This window comes from Paenibacillus sp. JSM ZJ436, from assembly GCF_044383795.1.
In the GTDB taxonomy this organism is placed as follows: domain Bacteria; phylum Bacillota; class Bacilli; order Paenibacillales; family Paenibacillaceae; genus Paenibacillus_AQ; species Paenibacillus_AQ algicola.
Genome location: NZ_JBISEO010000017.1, coordinates 11,859 through 29,042, shown reverse-complemented (window position 1 = coordinate 29,042; position 17,184 = coordinate 11,859). Strand labels below are relative to the sequence as shown.

Genomic DNA, 17,184 nt, shown 5'->3' with positions numbered 1-17,184 from the left:
AATGCTTAGCTTGTCAAAGGGTTGGTTGGTGGATCGGCCACCTTGGCGGCGGCGCCAGCACGACGCCGCCGATCCCGCTAACCTACAGCGTTCCCTCGTCAGCAGGCTGTTCCTTGGAGCGCAGCACCTTTTTCATATTTTTCTCAAACTTCAGCCTTGGCACCATTACACTATGCTGACACTTTGTACATTTGATGCGGATATCCATCCCCATCCGTATAACTTCCATCTCATTATTGCCGCAGGGATGCGGCTTCTTCATTTGTACGATATCTCCCAGCTGGAACACCTTCCGCTCCATCTCCAGATCCCCCTTTTTCTTAAACCCCTTCACTTGCTGTTATCTTTAAAAACGCACTATGCCACGCCCCGTCCGTCTTAACCCTCCATCGACTTTAGCTCTCTCACTTCAATCGCTTCCTTGATGGCCTGCAGCATAGCCCGCTCCACTTCTTCCTTACCATTAGGCCGGCACTCCGCTGCAATCCGAACGACATATTCAGCTGTCGTAAGAGATTGAACACCCAGCACCTCAGGCTGACTTCTGATCGCCTCCACCTGCTCTTCAAGACCTGTAAGTGCTAGTTTAATCAAAGCCAGTGTATCCTGCACACTTTTCTCATTCTTGACCGGCAGATCCACTACCGCGAGGGAGTTGGACAAGGAGTAGTTCGTCAGGCTTGTAATCAACCCATTCGGGATCATATAGGTTTCTCCGCCTAAGCCCTTAATCCGTGTTGTACGAAGACCAATCATTTCTACAGTGCCCCGGAACTCTCCGCTCTTGATCACATCGCCGACCGCAAACTGATCTTCAAAAATAATAAAGAATCCCGTAATCACATCTTTAACCAGGCTTTGCGCCCCGAAGCCGATTGCAAGTCCCAGCACTCCCGCACCGGCAAGCAGCGGCCCCAGATCGAAGTTAAACTCTGACAAAATCAGCAGAATCATTACAAAGTTGCACACGACGGACGTAACATTCCGCAGCAGCTCTCCCACGGTGACAAAGCGCCTTGGATTCACACTAATCCGACTCTTCTGCTGATTCTCCAGAAACCGCTGAATCAGCCGGTTGATGACCCCGATAATAAGACGCGTAAGAAGGATAATGACCAGAATCCGTATGGCTCCAAAAGCAATGGCCAGCCATAAATCCGGATCACTCATTTTGTTCCAGAATCGCTCGCCTATACTGAGAGCCTCATCCACCGTCTTCTCTGCTTTCTGCTGAATGGTCAACATTGAAGACTGCACCATTGGCTATCTACCCCTCTGACTTTGAAGTCTTAGATGCTTGAATAGCCTCCATTAGAAAGAGGCTTGAAGATTCCCCTGATCTCAACCTGTTCAGAAACGATGATGGACTGCACTTCCTCCAGCTCCGTCTCCGGAAACTGGATCGAGAGCGCACAGCCCGCTGTTATTTCTTTGGGCGTTGGAAATATGTCCATATCAATGTCCTTATACTCCAGCAGCATTTCTGTACGCAGCGCCTGCTGTGTAGAATCAAACGCAATAATTAATAATCCTTCCATCCTGCATCCCTTCTCTATCCCAATATACCCCTCTATTGAATATTGCAATCTTTCTTTTTTACCCCTATACCAAGTATAAAAACAAGCTGCCATCCATATACTGATACTACCATTTGCAGATGAAAGGAAGATTCCATGAAACGTCCCGTAAACAGCCCGTCCCTTCCGACTACACCTAGCTTGAAATTATCACATAGCGACCCTGAAATCCACCCTGCTCTGATTCATCGTCTGCTCTATCATTTATCAGCCGGGGTGGGCTGCCGTCCCCTGGTAGTTGTATGTATCGGAACGGATCGCTCGACAGGGGACTGTCTCGGACCGCTCGTCGGCACCGCCCTGGCCCGCTATCACAGCAGCATGTTTCATCTGTATGGAACCTTGGATGATCCTGTGCATGCCATGAACCTGCAGGATACACTGAGCATGATCTACAGCACGTACGATAACCCCTATATTATCGGTGTAGACGCATGTTTAGGCCAAACTGCAAGTGTCGGTTCCATCCAGATCAGCGATGGTCCCCTGAAGCCGGGAGCCGGCGTAAATAAAGAATTGCCGCCGGTTGGCGATATCCATATTACAGGTATCGTGAACGTCGGCGGCTTTATGGAGTATTTTGTTCTGCAAAATACAAGATTGAGTCTCGTTATGCGTTTATCCGATATTATCGCGAGCTGCTTGTTCTGTGCAATGAAAGACTGGCATCGCTCTAATCTTCTTGCAGCGCAAGACGGATAGCCTCTTTCTCCTCCGGGGAAAGAGTATGTGACGACTCGCTGTTCTTGACCGGCTTGGCATATACAAAGGAATTGTCCCGATTGTATAACCCTGTCAGCACCAAACCGTCTCCCTTCTTGCTCAGCAGCGCAAGGGAGAAGCTCAGATCGTTGCCGCGTTCACCGAACGCATTGTAACGAACAATACCGGTTCGGGTCTTGATCCCGAGCAGCGCAGTCCCAACGCTTGCCAACTGTTCACGATGCTGCCCCTGCTCTTCCTCGATAGCATCCAATTGAATCTTGAGATTGAGGAGCAGTGACTCCAGGTCCTCTACGCCGCTGCCGGACATCATGGCATTATATTTTTTAGACATGCGGCGTATTTTCAAGCCTTGTACCAACACGATGATCCATAGCAGCAGGATGACCAGAACGGCTCCCGCTGCGACCCAGTGAAGCTGTTCAAGAATCCATTCATTCCATTCAGACATGCTTCTTCATTCCTTCTCCCATCAAAATCTGCGGTCTATGCCAAAATTTCTTTCACAGCCTGGATTAACGTCTGGACATCCTGCCTGCTCGTCCCCATGCCTACACTTGCCCGCACTGCCCCGCTGCGCTCCGTTCCGGCTGCCTGATGTCCCAGCGGGGTGCAATGCAGCCCGGATCTGACGGCAATCTCATATTCCCGATCTAATCGAAAGGCCAGCATCGCCGGGTCCATTCTTTCCGTCACAAAGGATACAATGCCTGTCCGTGGCTTGCCTGCGCCCGGTCCCAGCAGCTCTACGCCCGGGATCGAGCCCAGCCCCTCCAGCATAAGCTGTGACAGCTCCCACTCGTGCCGGTAGACCTTCTCGATCGTCCACGCCCGCACCTGCTCTATACCCGCCTGCAGGCCGGCAAAGCCAGCAGTATTCGGGGTTCCTGCCTCGTAACGGTCAGGCCTCACATCGGGCTGCTCCGGGGCCTCTGACTGCCCTCCTGTGCCTCCATGCCATTGAGGCTCTAGCTCGATCTCCGGAGAGAGATACAGCCCGCCGGTTCCTTGCGGTCCCAGCAGTCCTTTATGCCCGGGGAAAGCCAGCATCCCGATGTTCATTTGCTTCACGTCAATGTCCAGCATGCCAGCACTTTGAGCGGCATCCACCAGCAGCACAGCCCCATGCTTCTCAGCCAAGGCACCCATCTCCGCAACCGGAAGAATGGAACCCAGCAGATTGGAGCTGTGGCTGCAGACGACCAGTGAGGTGTTACTGTGGAAAGCTCGCTCTAGAGCCGATAATTCCAGTTCACCCTCTGGACTGACCGTAACATAGTCCACTTCAACACCTGCCGTACGCTTTAAATACTCCAGCGGCCGCCGCACTGAATTATGCTCCACCATTGTAGCAATGACATGATCTCCCGTCTTCACATATCCCTTTATAGCCAGGTTTAGCGCAGAGGTTGTGTTGGAGGTCAAGATGATGTCATTGGGATTGTTCACTGCAAACAGACTTGCCAGACTCTGGCGGGTCCCAAACAGCACGCGTGAGGCTTGAACGGCCATTTTATGACTGCCCCGCCCTGGATTTGCGCCAGCCTCATCCATCGCTTTCTTCATCGCTTGGATTACCGCCGGTGGCTTCGGCCATGAGGTCGCTGCATGATCTAGATAAATCACGAAGCCCATCCACCTCCTCTTAATTCCAGAGAAAAAGACATCTCGGCTCCTCTCCATTTCAGGAACACCGACATGCCTTTCTCCATCCAGATGTGATATTCCGCTTTCGTTGTTAATTTCCTAACAGCTCCAGCAATCGTTCCAGATCCTGTTTGCTGTAATAGTTAATTTCGATTTTGCCCTTGTCCTTGTTGTGCTTAATTTTCACGGTTGTCTTAAAATGCTCCCTCAGATTTTCTTCCATATGATCGATGAAGGGATCCCGCTTCTTGGTCTTGAGCGCCTTTTCCTTCTCGGAAGCTTTACGGTCTACATTCTGAACCGCTTCCTCCAGCTCTCTGACGCTCCACTCCTGCTGTACACATTGCTTTGCCAATTGATTCACTAGCGCGGGCTCCTTCAAACCGACAATAGCGCGAGCATGGCCCATAGACAGTGTTCCACGTGAAACATATTCCTTCACTTCATCGGGCAGAGATAGCAGCCTTAGAAAGTTGGCGATATGAGAGCGGGATTTACCCACCTTAAGGGACAGCTCCTCTTGCGTTAAGGAGAACTGCTCCATCAATCCCTGATACGCTACCGCAACCTCCATTGCATTCAGGTTCTCCCGTTGAAGATTCTCAATCAGAGCAATCTCCATAACCTGCTGATCACTGAAAGCTCGAACTACAGCTGGAATCGTTGCTTTACCACAATACTGGGAAGCTCTGAAGCGGCGTTCACCGGCAATGATCTCATAGCCCTTCAAAACACTGCGGACTATGATGGGCTGAATGACACCGTGCTGACGAATGGATTCAGCGAGCTCCTGGATTGCCTCATCATTAAACGTTTTTCTGGGCTGATAAGGATTAGCCCGAAGCTGACTGAGCGGGATCTCAACAACCTTGTCATCCTCGTTAATCGACAAGGATGGAATCAGCGCATCCAGCCCTTTTCCCAAACGTTTACTCATAAGAAACCACTTCCTTTGCCAATTCCAGGTATACCTCCGCCCCTTTAGAGCGGGGATCATACGTAATAATCGACTGACCGTGCGACGGGGCTTCACTCAAACGAATATTGCGTGGAATAATGGTCCGGTACACTTTTTCCTGAAAATATTTCTTCACTTCCTCGATGACCTGGATGCCCAGATTCGTTCGTGCATCCAGCATCGTCAACAGAACACCTTCAATTTGCAGCGACGTATTTAAATGCTTCTGGACAAGCCGAACCGTATTTAGCAGCTGGCTTAATCCTTCTAGCGCGTAATATTCACATTGAATCGGAATGATGACGGAATCGGCTGCAGTCAAGGAGTTAATCGTCAGGATCCCCAGCGAGGGTGGGCAATCGATCAGAATATAATCGTACATCGGCTTCACCAGAGACAGAGCCTTCTTGAGGCGAACCTCTCTGGATATCGTCGGAACCAGCTCAATTTCCGCTCCTGCCAGCTGAATGGTCGCCGGTATAATATGTAGTCCCTCTATGTTCGTCGGCTTGATCGCATCCTTCGGATGCACATCATTAATAATGATATCGTAAATACAGTTCTCTACATCCGCTTTATTAATCCCGACACCGCTTGTCGTATTGCCCTGGGGATCAATGTCCACTAGCAGCACCCGCTTGCCGATGGAAGCCAGTCCTGCACCCAGATTTACAGAGGTCGTCGTTTTACCGACTCCTCCCTTTTGGTTTGCTATCGCAATTGTTTTTGACACTTACTTCACCTCAATGTAGGAAGACTCTTCAAATGGGCTGCAGGAGGCCTGATGATCTCCAAATTCCTGCCTTGCTGTCTTGATCCATGCTGTCCTCGCCCGTTCCAGGAGCATGACCGCCAAGCCGTCATACGTCACCGCCGGGCAGGGGTTAGACTCACTCCCCTTGTCCAGGCGGCCTGCCTTCCCAGGGACACACCATTCATGGCTTCTCAAGCTTTTGAATTCGTTATTACGGCCGTTCGCATCTTATCTCTTAGGAATTTGAATCACGATTTCGTAATGATCCTCATGGTCATTCTCTGTCGTTTTGATCGACATACCTGAACCGGACACCATATCAATGGACTGACGGATCGTGTTCAGTGCCAATCGCACGTCCTTGCTGTAGGAAATACGCTTTGATTTCTTCGCCTTCGTCATTTCCTTGTAAAAAGCAATACGGGCCTCCGTCTGCTTCACGTTCAGTTCCTTGCTAATAATCTCTGCCAGCACCTTGATCTGAGTCTCTTCTTGATCTAAGGACAGCAGTGCACGGGCATGGCGCTCTGTAATCTTGCGCTCCATCAATGCATTCTTCACATCTTCAGGCAGCTGAAGAAGACGGATCTTATTAGCAATCGTAGACTGGCTCTTACCCAGGCGCTGCGCCAGACTTTCCTGAGTTAACTGGTGCAGATCAATCAGCTTCTGATAAGCAACCGCTTCCTCAATCGAGGTCAAGCCTTCCCGCTGCAGATTCTCAATCAGGGCAATCGAAGCGGCCTGAGAGTCGTTAAAATCCCGAATGATCGCCGGTATGGTTTCCAGACCCAGCTTCTTCACCGCTCGCCAGCGACGCTCACCAGCAATAATCTCATAGACTCCGTTGCGCATGCGCACGACGATCGGCTGAATTACGCCATGAGTCCGAATCGTCTGAAGCAGCTCATCAATCTTCTCATCATCAAAAATGGTTCTCGGCTGATATGGACTGCTGACCACATCGTTGACTGGTATCTGCTTAACCTCATCCCCCGGAGACCGATCCGCCGTTAAACCAAATAACTTCGAAAATTGTTCTTTCATCCCGTATATAACCACCTAATTTCATGATTGCATGGACAGCTGCCACGTTGCGAAGCGTGTCTGCTCCAGTTGCTTCCTGCGCGGCCTGCCTTGCCTGATATTACTCATGGTTCCACTTGTTGTATGAAATGGTTCAACGATCTATCCTATTAGCTGCGCTACACAGTACAAATTGATCATGAAGCTGTGAATGTCTCACTTGGCACTCTTTAGAACGATCAGCCTCTTCAAGCTCAAAGTCATTCATTCTAATGCACAGAGACATATTCCGCTTTCAATCTACCACTCTATTCTACCACTAATTGTACGATAATCCTATTCTAGAGTCTCCCCTTTTTTTCCTTCATTTCTGTGACAATGCCATCTATTCCATTCACTTAGCGGCACTCCCTCTCTTCCTAACGACCATAAATCAGCAATAAAAAAGAGAATGTTTCACGTGAAACATTCTCTAATAGGAGATGCTATAACAGCGGCGACTTCACTGCCATACCCGGCTTTCGCGGATATTTAGCAGGTGTTGCGGCCATTTTATCAATAATTACAATGTGGCGGGCAGATTCTTCAACCGGCAAGGTGAAGGAGTGCACCTTCTTCAGCTTCCCTCTAAGCTCTTTCAAGCTTCGGGAAGCCTCCTTGACTTCTTCTGCAGGATCGCTGCCCTTCATAGCGGCAAACTGACCGCCAACTCTCGTGAAGGGGAGACAGAATTCGTTGAGAAGGGTCATGCGGGCAACGGCTCGTGCAGTCACAAGATCAAACCCATCGCGGTAAGGCAGCTTCCGAGCAACCTCCTCTGCCCTGCCGTGAATAAGCTCTACCTGCTGCAGACCGAGCTGCTCGGTCACATGCTTCAGAAACTGAATACGCTTGTTGAGCGAATCCACAATCGTCAGCTTGATATGAGGAAAAGCAATTTTAAGTGGAATGCCGGGAAATCCTGCTCCTGAGCCAATATCCGCAAGTGTAGATATCGACTTCACATCCAGATGAAAGGCCAGGCTCAGCGAGTCATAAAAATGCTTCGTGTACACCTGATCCCGTTCTGTAATGCCCGTCAAATTCATCTTCTGATTCCACTCCACCAAAATCCGGTAGTAGCTCTCAAACTGCTCCAGCTGAGCAGCGCTGACTTCAATCCCTTGCTCCTTCAATAGAGAACTGAAATGGTCCTGAATGTCATCCATCATTTAAGCTGTTCCTTTCGCAGCCGTTACCCGGTTATAGTGCTCCAGGTACACCAGCAGAATGGAGATATCTGCCGGGGTAACCCCACTGATCCGCGAGGCCTGGCCGATGGAGATCGGACGAATTTTGTTCAGCTTCTGTCTTGCTTCCATCGCGAGACCATGAATGTCCTCATACTCAATATTTTCCGGAATCTTCTTCTGCTCCATCTTTTGCAGGCGCTCCACATGACCTAGCTGCTTCTCAATATAACCAGCATACTTGATCTGGATTTCTACCTGCTCCTTCATCTCCTCATCCAGTTCTGCCTCCGAGGGGGACAGCTTCTCGACCAGTCCATAGGTTACTTCTGGACGGCGCAAAATGGTGAGTAGCGTGCTTCCATCCTGGATTGGGGCTGAGCCCACAGACTCCAGCAAGGCATTTATTTCCGATGGCTTCACTTTTGCTGCCTTCAGACGCTCGATCTCCTGCTCGACCAGCTCTTTCTTGCGCAGGAAGGCCGCATAGCGGTCTTCGGACACAAGCCCGATCTCATGACCAATTTCCGTCAGACGCAAATCGGCATTGTCATGGCGAAGCAGCAGACGGTATTCTGCCCGTGAGGTCAGCAGGCGATACGGCTCGTTCGTCCCCTTCGTAACCAGGTCATCAATCAGAACGCCGATGTAGCCCTGGGAACGACTCAATACGACCGCTTCCTTACCCTGTACCTTGCGTGCAGCGTTAATGCCTGCCATAATCCCCTGCCCTGCTGCTTCCTCATAGCCGGAGGTGCCATTGATCTGTCCTGCAGTAAACAGACCCGGCAGGCGCTTCGTTTCCAGCGATGGCCACAGCTGAGTCGGCACCATCGCATCGTATTCAATCGCATAGCCATTACGCATCATTTCCACTTTTTCCATCCCCGGGATGGAGCGGAGCACCGCTAACTGCACATCCTCGGGCAGACTCGTAGACAGGCCCTGAACATAGTACTCCTTCGTATTCTTACCTTCCGGCTCCAGGAAAATCTGATGCTTTGGCTTATCGGCAAAACGGACAATTTTATCCTCAATCGATGGACAGTAACGCGGACCCGTGCCCTCAATGACACCGGAGAACATCGGGGCGCGATGCAGGTTATCATTAATAATCTGATGCGTATCCAGTGACGTGTAGGTCAGCCAGCAAGGCAGCTGCTCATTGTCCGAGCCCTTTGTCTCATAAGAGAAGAACTTGGGTGTATCATCCCCAGGTTGGATTTCTGTCTTGGAGAAATCAATCGTATCCTTGTGGACTCGCGGCGGCGTCCCCGTCTTAAAGCGCACCAAGTCAAATCCAAGCTCCCGCAAATGCTCTGCCAGCTTGACCGATGGCTGCTGGTTGTTAGGGCCGCTTTCATACATCAGCTCGCCCATAATGACCTTGCCGCGCAAATAAGTGCCTGTCGTCAGCACGACCGACTTCGCCCGATACTCCGTGCCGGTCTGAGTCACGATGCCGACACACTCCCCATTCTCGACAAGAAGACGGTCCACCATGCCCTGGCGAAGCGTGAGCTTCTCTTCCTTCTCCATCGTCTCTTTCATCGTATGCTGATAAGAGAACTTATCCGCTTGAGCACGCAGCGCATGCACAGCCGGACCTTTACCCGTATTCAGCATCCGCATTTGAATAAAGGTCTTGTCAATATTGCGGCCCATCTCACCGCCTAGAGCGTCGATTTCACGCACCACATGACCTTTCGCCGGTCCGCCAATCGATGGATTACATGGCATAAATGCAACCATATCCAGATTGATCGTTACCATCAACGTATTCACACCCATGCGGGCAGAAGCAAGTGCAGCTTCGACACCGGCATGGCCTGCACCAACGACGATCACGTCATAAGTGCCACCTGCATAACTCATGGTATATCCTCCTCATATTGTTGTACTAACTCACGACACTCAGATCAATCTATATTTAAGGCTGTCATTCTCAGCCCCTAAGTCATGTCATATATCCCAAAATCATGTGGGTTTACAATCATTTTCCCAAACAGAATTGGGAGAAAATCTGGTCGATCAAGGAATCGCCAACCGCTTCACCCAGGATCTCGCCCAGCTGCTCCCAGGCCATCCTTACATCAATTTGGATCATATCAATCGGAATCATCTGATCAGCCGCGTCATAGGCTTCCTGAAGCGATCTTCTCGCCTTCTTCAACAGCGCAATATGACGGACATTGCTAACATAGGTCAGATCGCCGCCTTCAATCTTCCCGCTGAAAAAGAGTCCGGAAATGGCCTCCTCCAGGGAATCAATGCCTTCCTCCGCCTTCACCGACATCGGCACAATCAGCTCATCGGCATAATATCGCCGCACAATATCCAGATCCAGCTGCTGCGGTAAGTCCATTTTATTCAATATCACAATGCATTGTCTACCGCGTATTTGTTCCATCAATGCCAATTCATCTTCGTGCAGCGGCTCACTGGCATTGAGGACGAGCAGAATGAGATCCGCTTCGTTCACAGCATGTCTGGAGCGCTCGACGCCGATCTTCTCCACCACATCCATCGTCTCACGGATTCCGGCTGTATCCAGCAGCTTCAGCGGAATATTGTTAATCGTCACAAACTCCTCAATGACATCGCGCGTAGTGCCCGGTATATCCGTTACGATCGCTTTATTATCCTGGGCGAGTGTGTTCAGCAGAGAGGATTTACCGACGTTGGGGCGTCCCACAATCGCTGTGGTGATGCCTTCGCGCAGAATTTTTCCTTCTTGCGCCGTCTTGAGCAATCTGTCAATCTCATTCATGACGATCCCGCTCTTCTCTTTGATGAACACGGAGGTCAAGGACTCGACATCATGCTCCGGGTAATCAATGTTGACTTCAATATGGGCGAGTGTCTCCACCAGCATATATCGGAGGTCCTGAATCCGGCGGGACAGACTGCCCTCCACCTGTTTGAGCGCCACGGAAAAAGCACGGTCCGACTTCGAACGAATCAGATCGATGACCGCTTCCGCCTGGGACAGATCAATGCGTCCGTTCAGGAACGCCCGCTTCGTAAATTCTCCCGGCTCGGCCAGCCGCACCTCGCGCTGGAGCAGCAGATCCATAACCCGTTTGACGGCGATGACGCCGCCATGAGCGCTGATCTCTACCACATCCTCTGTCGTAAACGACCGGGGAGCACGCATCACAGTAACCAGCACCTCTTCAAGCTTCTCTCCAAGCTCCGGCTCTACAATATGACCGTAGTGAACCGTGTGAGATTCCGCTAAAGACAGCGGGGTTTTGCTCTTAAAAATGTGTTCCACTTCCTGTATAGCTTCAGGTCCGCTGACCCGAATTATAGCAATGCCGCCTTCACCGACTGCCGTCGATATCGCCGCAATTGTATCACTGAGCATGCTGTAAAGCCCCCTGTTCTCTATATCATCATCGGCTAATGGCCGTTATCCTGTCATCTTAAAGCTCTTTGTTCAGCCTGCCTTTGTGTCTTCTTAAAAAAACAATGACCCCTTCACTGGTCAAGGAGTCATTGCGATGGAATCTTCTTTACGACCGCCGGCTGCTAATAACAACACGGCGGTTCGGCTCATCACCCTTGCTGTACGTCTTCACAGCAGCGTGATTCTGCAGTCGTGCATGAATGATCTTGCGCTCTGAAGCCGGCATCGGCTCCAGCGCTACTTCCTTCTTCGTACTGACCGCCTGCTTCGCGAGCCGGTCCGCCAGTCCCTCCAGCGTCTTCTGCCGGCGGGCCCTGAAATTCTCAGCATCCAATACAATTCGCAGATAGCGGTCAGCGTAGCGATTGGCTACAATGTTCGCGAGATACTGTAGCGCGTCCAGCGTTTGGCCGCGACGGCCGATCAGCATGCCGAGATCATCCCCGGAAATGTTCAGGGTCGTTTGATCATGGCCGTGCTCCACGTGCACCGTAATACTCAGCCCCATCGCCTTCGCGGTCTCTATGAGAAAGCTTACTGCCTCCTCAAAGGGATCGTTATCCTTTGCCGCTTCCGGTGAGACTGTTGCTGTCGGCGCGCGGTCTGCAGTTGCCTCTGTTTCAGAAGCATCCGGGACTTCCACAGCTGTTGCTGCTTCATCCTGGGTGGAAGCATATGCCTTATTGTGATCAAGTGAGTCGCCGCGGGCAGGTTCAGCCTGAAGCGTAAGCTCTACCTTCGCTTCCCGGCTGAACCATCCCAGGAATCCTTTGGACGGCTGACTTAAAATTTGAACCGATACCTGATCCCGGCTGGCAGACAGCCGGGCAAGTCCTTGGTTGACAGCATCCTCAACGGTTTTTCCTGTTGCGACGAGTTTATTCATCTTGATTTCTTGGCTCCTTTTTTCCCTTTTTTCCCGTTCCGTGGCCCTTTGCTCTTGTTCTGAACGGAGGAAGTCGTGGCCGCCGCTACATTCGCGGTAAGTACAGTCTTGTCATTGTTGCGGTATAAGAAATAGTTCTGCACGATCGTATACAGATTGCTGTAGAACCAGTACAACGGCAGTGCCGCCGGGAACTGGAACGACATTACGAAGATCAGGATCGGATATACGAACAGCATGAACTGCATCACACCCATCTGAGGAGACGGGTTCATCTTCATCATCATCTTGGTTTGCAGGTACGTTGTTGCAGCAGCCAGCACCGGCAAAATAAACAGCTTGTCCGGTTCGCCAAGCTGCATCCACAAGAATTCATGAGAGCGAAGCGGTCCGTTAAAGTAAATGGATTGATATAACGCGATAAAGATCGGCATCTGCACGATCAGCGGCAGACAGCCCGCCATCGGATTTACCTTGTTCTCCTGGAACAGCTTCATCGTTTCCATTTGAACCTTCTCCGGCTGATCCTTGTACTTCTCCCGAATCTTCATCAGCTCCGGCTGAATAGCCTGCATGGCCTTGGAGCTTCGAACCTGCTTCAGCGTTAACGGCAGGATCAAGGTGCGGACAATCAACACCATCACAAGGACGGAAAAACCGTATTCCCCGTTAAACCAATCGGCAAAGGTGTCGAGACCTAGAGTAAAGTAATACACGACGTTGCTCTGCCAGAAGCCTCCATTCTTCAGGTCGTCAATGCTGCGCATCTGGTCTTGACCAGGAGCACATCCTGACAGCACCGTCATGGACAGCACCAGCAAAGCGGTGAGGAGGATCCATTTCCCTCGTCTTGTCTTTGTTAGCGACACTTCATAACCCCTCTCTTAACCATTCCATTCCAACGTAAATCATACCATATTTATATGCACAAATAAACACAAGCTCACCGCTTCCTAGCCTTTAACAGTGACGATTTGCGCAACACATGCAATACACTTTTCTCCAGCTCCTGATAGGATTTGCCGAGGGCTCCCTTCCGGACAATGAAGATCAGGTCGATCTGCTCTATAATCTCATCCTGATGATGGCGCACAATTTCTTTGACCAGCCGCCTCATCCGGTTGCGGACAACCGCGTTGCCCACCTTTTTGCTGACCGAGATCCCCGCGCGAAACTGCTCAACCTCTTTTTTGCGGGACCAATACACCACAAACTGATGGTTGGCAAAAGATTTACCATGACGATAAACGCGGCTGAAATCGGCCCGGTTCCGTAAACGCAGCTTCTTTTCCATCCGTCTCTCCCGGTCTGCCGGCTCGTAATGAAGGAAATATAATATTCCCTGCCTCCGGCAAGTTTCTACTATATAAAATAGTATCGGCACCGCAACAGCTTTATAAACGGTCCTTCCTCTTTTATAAAGACTGCCACCATGCTCTCAAGAAAAAAAGACCACCGCAGTGGTCTTCAGGGCCCAGCATTAAGCGCTCAGTACTTTTCTGCCTTTCTGGCGGCGGTTAGCCAGTACTTTACGTCCATTCTTGGAGCTCATTCTTTTACGGAAGCCGTGAACTTTGCTGCGCTTGCTTACATTCGGTTTAAAAGTCTGTTTCATGATGGTTGCACCCCCTTACAGGAATCTGATCTTGTCATATTCAAGCATAAACGGTCTTCATTCAAGAGATCGTCGCAATTGAAAACATTCCATACATCTCACAGAAAACACCTTTATATATTTAATCATACTAAATCACTGAAGTCAATGCCCAAAGTAAGCTCGTATCTCTTCGGCTCCAAAAAGTTTTCCACAGCTTCAGCCTCCTTCCGGCAAGGTTTAGAATTATCCCCATGTGGATAATTATTTTTTTCGGAATTAGATGCTATGTCCGGGCTGCGTGGCTGGTTCAAGCCAGTAGCCTGATCCCTTCTACAAGCTATAGACTAGGGTAGTCATTTTAAGTTGGCAGTCTAGGTGAAGGTATCATACGTTCTATATGACCGAACGTATGGACGTTGATGCACGGCAACAGTGATGGCTTGATCCGGCTGCGGCGCCCTTGCTCAAGTTGTGGTAAAATAGGGTATCCCTATTTTTAAAAGAGGAATGGATGGAAGCTCATGAATGTGCAATACCCAGTAAGCTGGCTGCAGGGCGCTTCGCTTGGGGAGAGAATTTCCTGCGAGCTCCGGCTGCAAATCATTAAAGGTGTGCTTTCTCCGGGAGACGTGTTGTCAGAGAACCGGATTGCGGGTCATTTCGGAACGAGCCGTTCTCCTGTGCGGGAAGCGTTCAGAACGCTGTCAGCGGAAGGCCTGATCACGCTGAAGCGGATGGGCGCTGTGGTTCAGGGCATGAGCCAAAAGGATGTCGAGGAGCTGTATGATGTCAGGTACCTGATCGAAAGCTTTGTGCAGAGCCGGATGCTGATGAACGGTCACACCGTATGGATGGATCAGCTTCAGCATATCTTAGACCGGATGGAGCTAGCCGCGAGGCACCGCGATCCCGTGGAATTTTCCTTTCAGGATATAGCATTTCATGAGATGGTGGTTCTAGAGGCGAAGCATCAGCGGATGCTGCATTTATGGAAAAGCATTCGGCCCATCATCATGACGGTGATGCTCATTACAACCGAGCGGATTTTTCAGGAAGGCGGCACACGGCTTGAAGCCGTGCTGCACAAGCATCGACTTTTACTGGACTCGCTGAAATCCCGCGATGAGGCCCGGCTGCAGGCTGCGGTGAAGGAATATTTTGAAGATTCACGCCGTACCCTCCATCAAAGCTTTCCCGGCTAGGTTGCAACAGGCGTTCCCTCAAGCAGAATGCTGTTCATCAGTCTCTACACTGCTAATCAGGTTGTCGACAAGTATACATAGGATTAAACTCTACTAAACATTCAGTAAAGGAAGGTAATAAATCTGTGAAATCACAATATATGATCGGCGTAGATATCGGAACGACCAGCACGAAAGCGGTACTCTTTAAGGAAAATGGTGATTTTGTCGCCAAGGCCGGTGAAGAATATCCCCTGCTCACACCGACTCCTTCAATTGCTGAACAGGAGCCGGAGCAGATTTTTCAGGCGGTTATTGCTTCCGTGAAGGACGTCATGCTGCAGGGCGGCATTGATGCTTCAGAGGTTATGTTCGTCAGCTTCAGCTCCGCTATGCACAGTGTAATCGCGATGGACAAGGACGGGAAAGCGTTAACCCGTTGTATTACCTGGGCGGACAACCGGAGTTCGGACTGGGCAAGTCGCCTGAAGAAGGAGATGAACGGCCATGAGCTGTATCTCCGAACCGGCACGCCCATCCATCCCATGTCTCCCATCACCAAGCTGATGTGGCTGAGCCAGGATGAGAAAGAAATTTTTGAGCGGACGGAGAAATTTATTTCGATTAAGGAATATATTTTTTACAAGCTGTTTGGAAAATATGTCGTCGATCACTCTATTGCATCCGCTACGGGGATGATGAATCTATATTCATTACGCTGGGATCAGGAAGCGCTGCGCATTGCTGGCATTCAGGAGTCACAGCTCTCAGAGCTCGTACCGACGACACATGTCATGCAGGGACTGAATGCCGGCTATGCCGCAGCCATGCTGCTCTCCCCCTCTACCTCTTTTGTAGTGGGAGCGAGCGATGGTGTGCTGTCCAATCTGGGCGTCGATGCGATCAAGCCTGGCGTTGTAGCCGCCACGATCGGCACAAGCGGGGCAATTCGTACCGTGGTGGATCAGCCGATGACCGATCCCAAGGGGCGTATTTTCTGCTATGCGCTCACCGAAGACAAATGGGTGATCGGCGGACCGGTGAACAATGGCGGGATGATCTTCCGCTGGGTGCGTGATCAGCTGGCTGCTTCGGAGATTGAAACGGCCAAACGGATGGGCATCAGCGCCTATGATGTTCTGACCAAAATCGCGGAGCGGGTGCCGCCAGGCAGCAATGGACTGCTGTTTCACCCCTTCCTCACCGGAGAACGGGCCCCGCTGTGGGATCCTAACGCCCGCGGTTCCTTTTTCGGCCTGACGCTGAATCATCAGAAGGAGCATATGATCCGCTCCGTATTAGAGGGCGTCATCTTTAATATGTACACCGTCCTGCTAGCCATGGAGGAACAGGTCGGTCGCCCGTCCATCATTCATGCGACCGGCGGCTTTGCCCGCTCCCCCATCTGGAGGCAGATGATGGCCGATATTTTTGATCAGCAGGTGATCGTGCCGGAAAGCTATGAAAGCTCCTGTCTCGGAGCCGTCGTGCTGGGCCTGTACGCCACCGGCCGCAGCAGCAGCCTCGACATCGTAAGCCAGATGGTTGGCGGCACCTTTGAGCATCGCCCGGTAGAAGAGAACGCCGCTGTCTATAAGAAGCTGCTTCCGATTTTCATCCGTATTTCACGCAAGCTGGAAGAGGATTATGAGGCCATTGCGGAGTTTCAGCGCAGCCAGGAGCAAGCCGGCTTCTAATATTTCAAGATTCCCCTGCTTTTCATCCAAAAGCGGCGGCCGCACTTCGGTGCGGCCGCCGCTTTTTTTGCTCCCATCATAAACGCTTCTCTCAAACCATAATCCTCAGTTACCCACAGGCACTCACACGACTCCATTCATCCACAGGACGACATGATCCCCATTTCCTCCTCTTTGTTCCGGACAAGCTGTGTACAAATTTTATCGCTCTTCCTCAAAAGATGTCGAAAGCTGAACAGCTTATAAACAATATGTAGTGGTGTGAATAATAATTATGCACAACGTCTTGAATTTGTGGATAAATTCCTTCCATGCATTGAAAACAGGGCGCTCTTTTGCTATGATGATATTACTTTTGGATGTGAATATGTGAATGTACCCATCATATTATTAACAGGCTGTGGATAAAGTTGTGAACAATTTCAATTTATCCATCTTTTTTTGTTTTTATAAAGGTCTAGCTCTGGGGATAAATCTACATCATTCATTTTCTTTCG

Annotated in this window: 19 protein-coding genes; 3 read left to right on the top strand and 16 right to left on the bottom strand. The window is 50.6% G+C overall.

From position 1 onward, the window contains the following. Window positions 1-82: 82 nt before the first annotated feature. The 3 genes from ACH6EH_RS16975 to ACH6EH_RS16965 form a co-directional block, all read right to left on the bottom strand. On the bottom strand, window positions 83-301 hold the full coding sequence (locus ACH6EH_RS16975; protein WP_138227531.1) for a DUF951 domain-containing protein: 219 nt from the start codon (window positions 299-301) through the stop codon (window positions 83-85). A gap of 77 nt (window positions 302-378) precedes the next feature. Further along, a complete protein-coding gene (locus tag ACH6EH_RS16970) occupies window positions 379-1,245 on the bottom strand; it encodes a mechanosensitive ion channel family protein (protein WP_397333205.1) in 867 nt (288 codons plus the stop codon). 44 nt (window positions 1,246-1,289) lie between these two features. Continuing rightward, on the bottom strand, window positions 1,290-1,538 hold the full coding sequence (locus tag ACH6EH_RS16965; RefSeq protein WP_138227533.1) for a putative Se/S carrier protein: 249 nt from the start codon (window positions 1,536-1,538) through the stop codon (window positions 1,290-1,292). A gap of 135 nt (window positions 1,539-1,673) precedes the next feature. On the opposite strand from ACH6EH_RS16965, the gene yyaC reads away from it, so the two are divergent. Next, a complete protein-coding gene (gene yyaC / locus ACH6EH_RS16960) occupies window positions 1,674-2,279 on the top strand; it encodes a spore protease YyaC (protein ID WP_138227534.1) in 606 nt (201 codons plus the stop codon). Here the strand turns inward: yyaC and ACH6EH_RS16955 are convergent. The 13 genes from ACH6EH_RS16955 to rpmH all read right to left on the bottom strand — a co-directional run bounded on the left by ACH6EH_RS16955 (window position 2,251) and on the right by rpmH (window position 13,827). After that, window positions 2,251-2,751, bottom strand: coding sequence for a DUF4446 family protein (locus tag ACH6EH_RS16955; protein ID WP_397333204.1), 501 nt, complete (start codon window positions 2,749-2,751; stop codon window positions 2,251-2,253). The two genes, yyaC and ACH6EH_RS16955, sit on opposite strands and share 29 nt — an antisense overlap. Before the next feature lie 35 nt (window positions 2,752-2,786). Continuing rightward, entirely contained in the window at window positions 2,787-3,935 is a 1,149-nt protein-coding gene (locus ACH6EH_RS16950; RefSeq protein WP_397333203.1) for an aminotransferase class V-fold PLP-dependent enzyme, read from the bottom strand. A gap of 103 nt (window positions 3,936-4,038) precedes the next feature. After that, window positions 4,039-4,884 (bottom strand): ParB/RepB/Spo0J family partition protein, encoded by an 846-nt coding sequence (locus ACH6EH_RS16945; protein WP_138227536.1) that lies wholly within the window; start codon window positions 4,882-4,884, stop codon window positions 4,039-4,041. Beyond that, on the bottom strand, window positions 4,877-5,638 hold the full coding sequence (locus ACH6EH_RS16940; RefSeq protein ID WP_138227537.1) for a ParA family protein: 762 nt from the start codon (window positions 5,636-5,638) through the stop codon (window positions 4,877-4,879). The genes ACH6EH_RS16945 and ACH6EH_RS16940 overlap by 8 nt, the downstream gene beginning before the upstream one ends. Continuing rightward, complete coding sequence (locus ACH6EH_RS16935; RefSeq protein WP_397333202.1) at window positions 5,639-5,854, bottom strand: hypothetical protein; 216 nt, start codon at window positions 5,852-5,854, stop codon at window positions 5,639-5,641. It lies immediately after the preceding gene. Window positions 5,855-5,887: 33 nt separating this feature from the next. After that, the gene (gene noc, locus ACH6EH_RS16930; RefSeq protein ID WP_397333201.1) at window positions 5,888-6,706 is read right to left on the bottom strand and encodes a nucleoid occlusion protein; all 819 of its coding nucleotides are present in this window, start codon (window positions 6,704-6,706) and stop codon (window positions 5,888-5,890) included. 464 nt (window positions 6,707-7,170) lie between these two features. Further along, on the bottom strand, window positions 7,171-7,893 hold the full coding sequence (rsmG, locus tag ACH6EH_RS16925) for a 16S rRNA (guanine(527)-N(7))-methyltransferase RsmG (protein WP_397333231.1): 723 nt from the start codon (window positions 7,891-7,893) through the stop codon (window positions 7,171-7,173). Window positions 7,894-7,896: 3 nt separating this feature from the next. Continuing rightward, window positions 7,897-9,789, bottom strand: coding sequence for a tRNA uridine-5-carboxymethylaminomethyl(34) synthesis enzyme MnmG (mnmG, locus tag ACH6EH_RS16920; RefSeq protein WP_397333200.1), 1,893 nt, complete (start codon window positions 9,787-9,789; stop codon window positions 7,897-7,899). 118 nt (window positions 9,790-9,907) lie between these two features. After that, on the bottom strand, window positions 9,908-11,284 hold the full coding sequence (gene mnmE / locus ACH6EH_RS16915; RefSeq protein WP_397333199.1) for a tRNA uridine-5-carboxymethylaminomethyl(34) synthesis GTPase MnmE: 1,377 nt from the start codon (window positions 11,282-11,284) through the stop codon (window positions 9,908-9,910). Window positions 11,285-11,432: 148 nt separating this feature from the next. Further along, entirely contained in the window at window positions 11,433-12,212 is a 780-nt protein-coding gene (jag, locus tag ACH6EH_RS16910) for an RNA-binding cell elongation regulator Jag/EloR (RefSeq protein WP_397333198.1), read from the bottom strand. Beyond that, complete coding sequence (locus tag ACH6EH_RS16905; protein ID WP_397333197.1) at window positions 12,209-13,081, bottom strand: YidC/Oxa1 family membrane protein insertase; 873 nt, start codon at window positions 13,079-13,081, stop codon at window positions 12,209-12,211. The genes jag and ACH6EH_RS16905 overlap by 4 nt, the downstream gene beginning before the upstream one ends. A 74-nt stretch (window positions 13,082-13,155) precedes the next feature. Beyond that, window positions 13,156-13,506 carry a ribonuclease P protein component gene (rnpA, locus tag ACH6EH_RS16900; RefSeq protein ID WP_397333196.1) on the bottom strand — a complete coding sequence of 117 codons (351 nt, stop codon included), beginning with the start codon at window positions 13,504-13,506 and terminating at the stop codon, window positions 13,156-13,158. A 186-nt stretch (window positions 13,507-13,692) separates the two neighbouring features. Continuing rightward, window positions 13,693-13,827, bottom strand: a complete 135-nt coding sequence (gene rpmH, locus ACH6EH_RS16895; protein WP_138227544.1) for a 50S ribosomal protein L34 — start codon at window positions 13,825-13,827, stop codon at window positions 13,693-13,695. Window positions 13,828-14,336: 509 nt separating this feature from the next. On the opposite strand from rpmH, the gene ACH6EH_RS16890 reads away from it, so the two are divergent. Further along, window positions 14,337-15,011 (top strand): GntR family transcriptional regulator, encoded by a 675-nt coding sequence (locus ACH6EH_RS16890; RefSeq protein ID WP_397333230.1) that lies wholly within the window; start codon window positions 14,337-14,339, stop codon window positions 15,009-15,011. A gap of 140 nt (window positions 15,012-15,151) precedes the next feature. Next, the gene (gene gntK, locus ACH6EH_RS16885; RefSeq protein ID WP_397333229.1) at window positions 15,152-16,687 is read left to right on the top strand and encodes a gluconokinase; all 1,536 of its coding nucleotides are present in this window, start codon (window positions 15,152-15,154) and stop codon (window positions 16,685-16,687) included. Window positions 16,688-17,184: the final 497 nt, after the last annotated feature.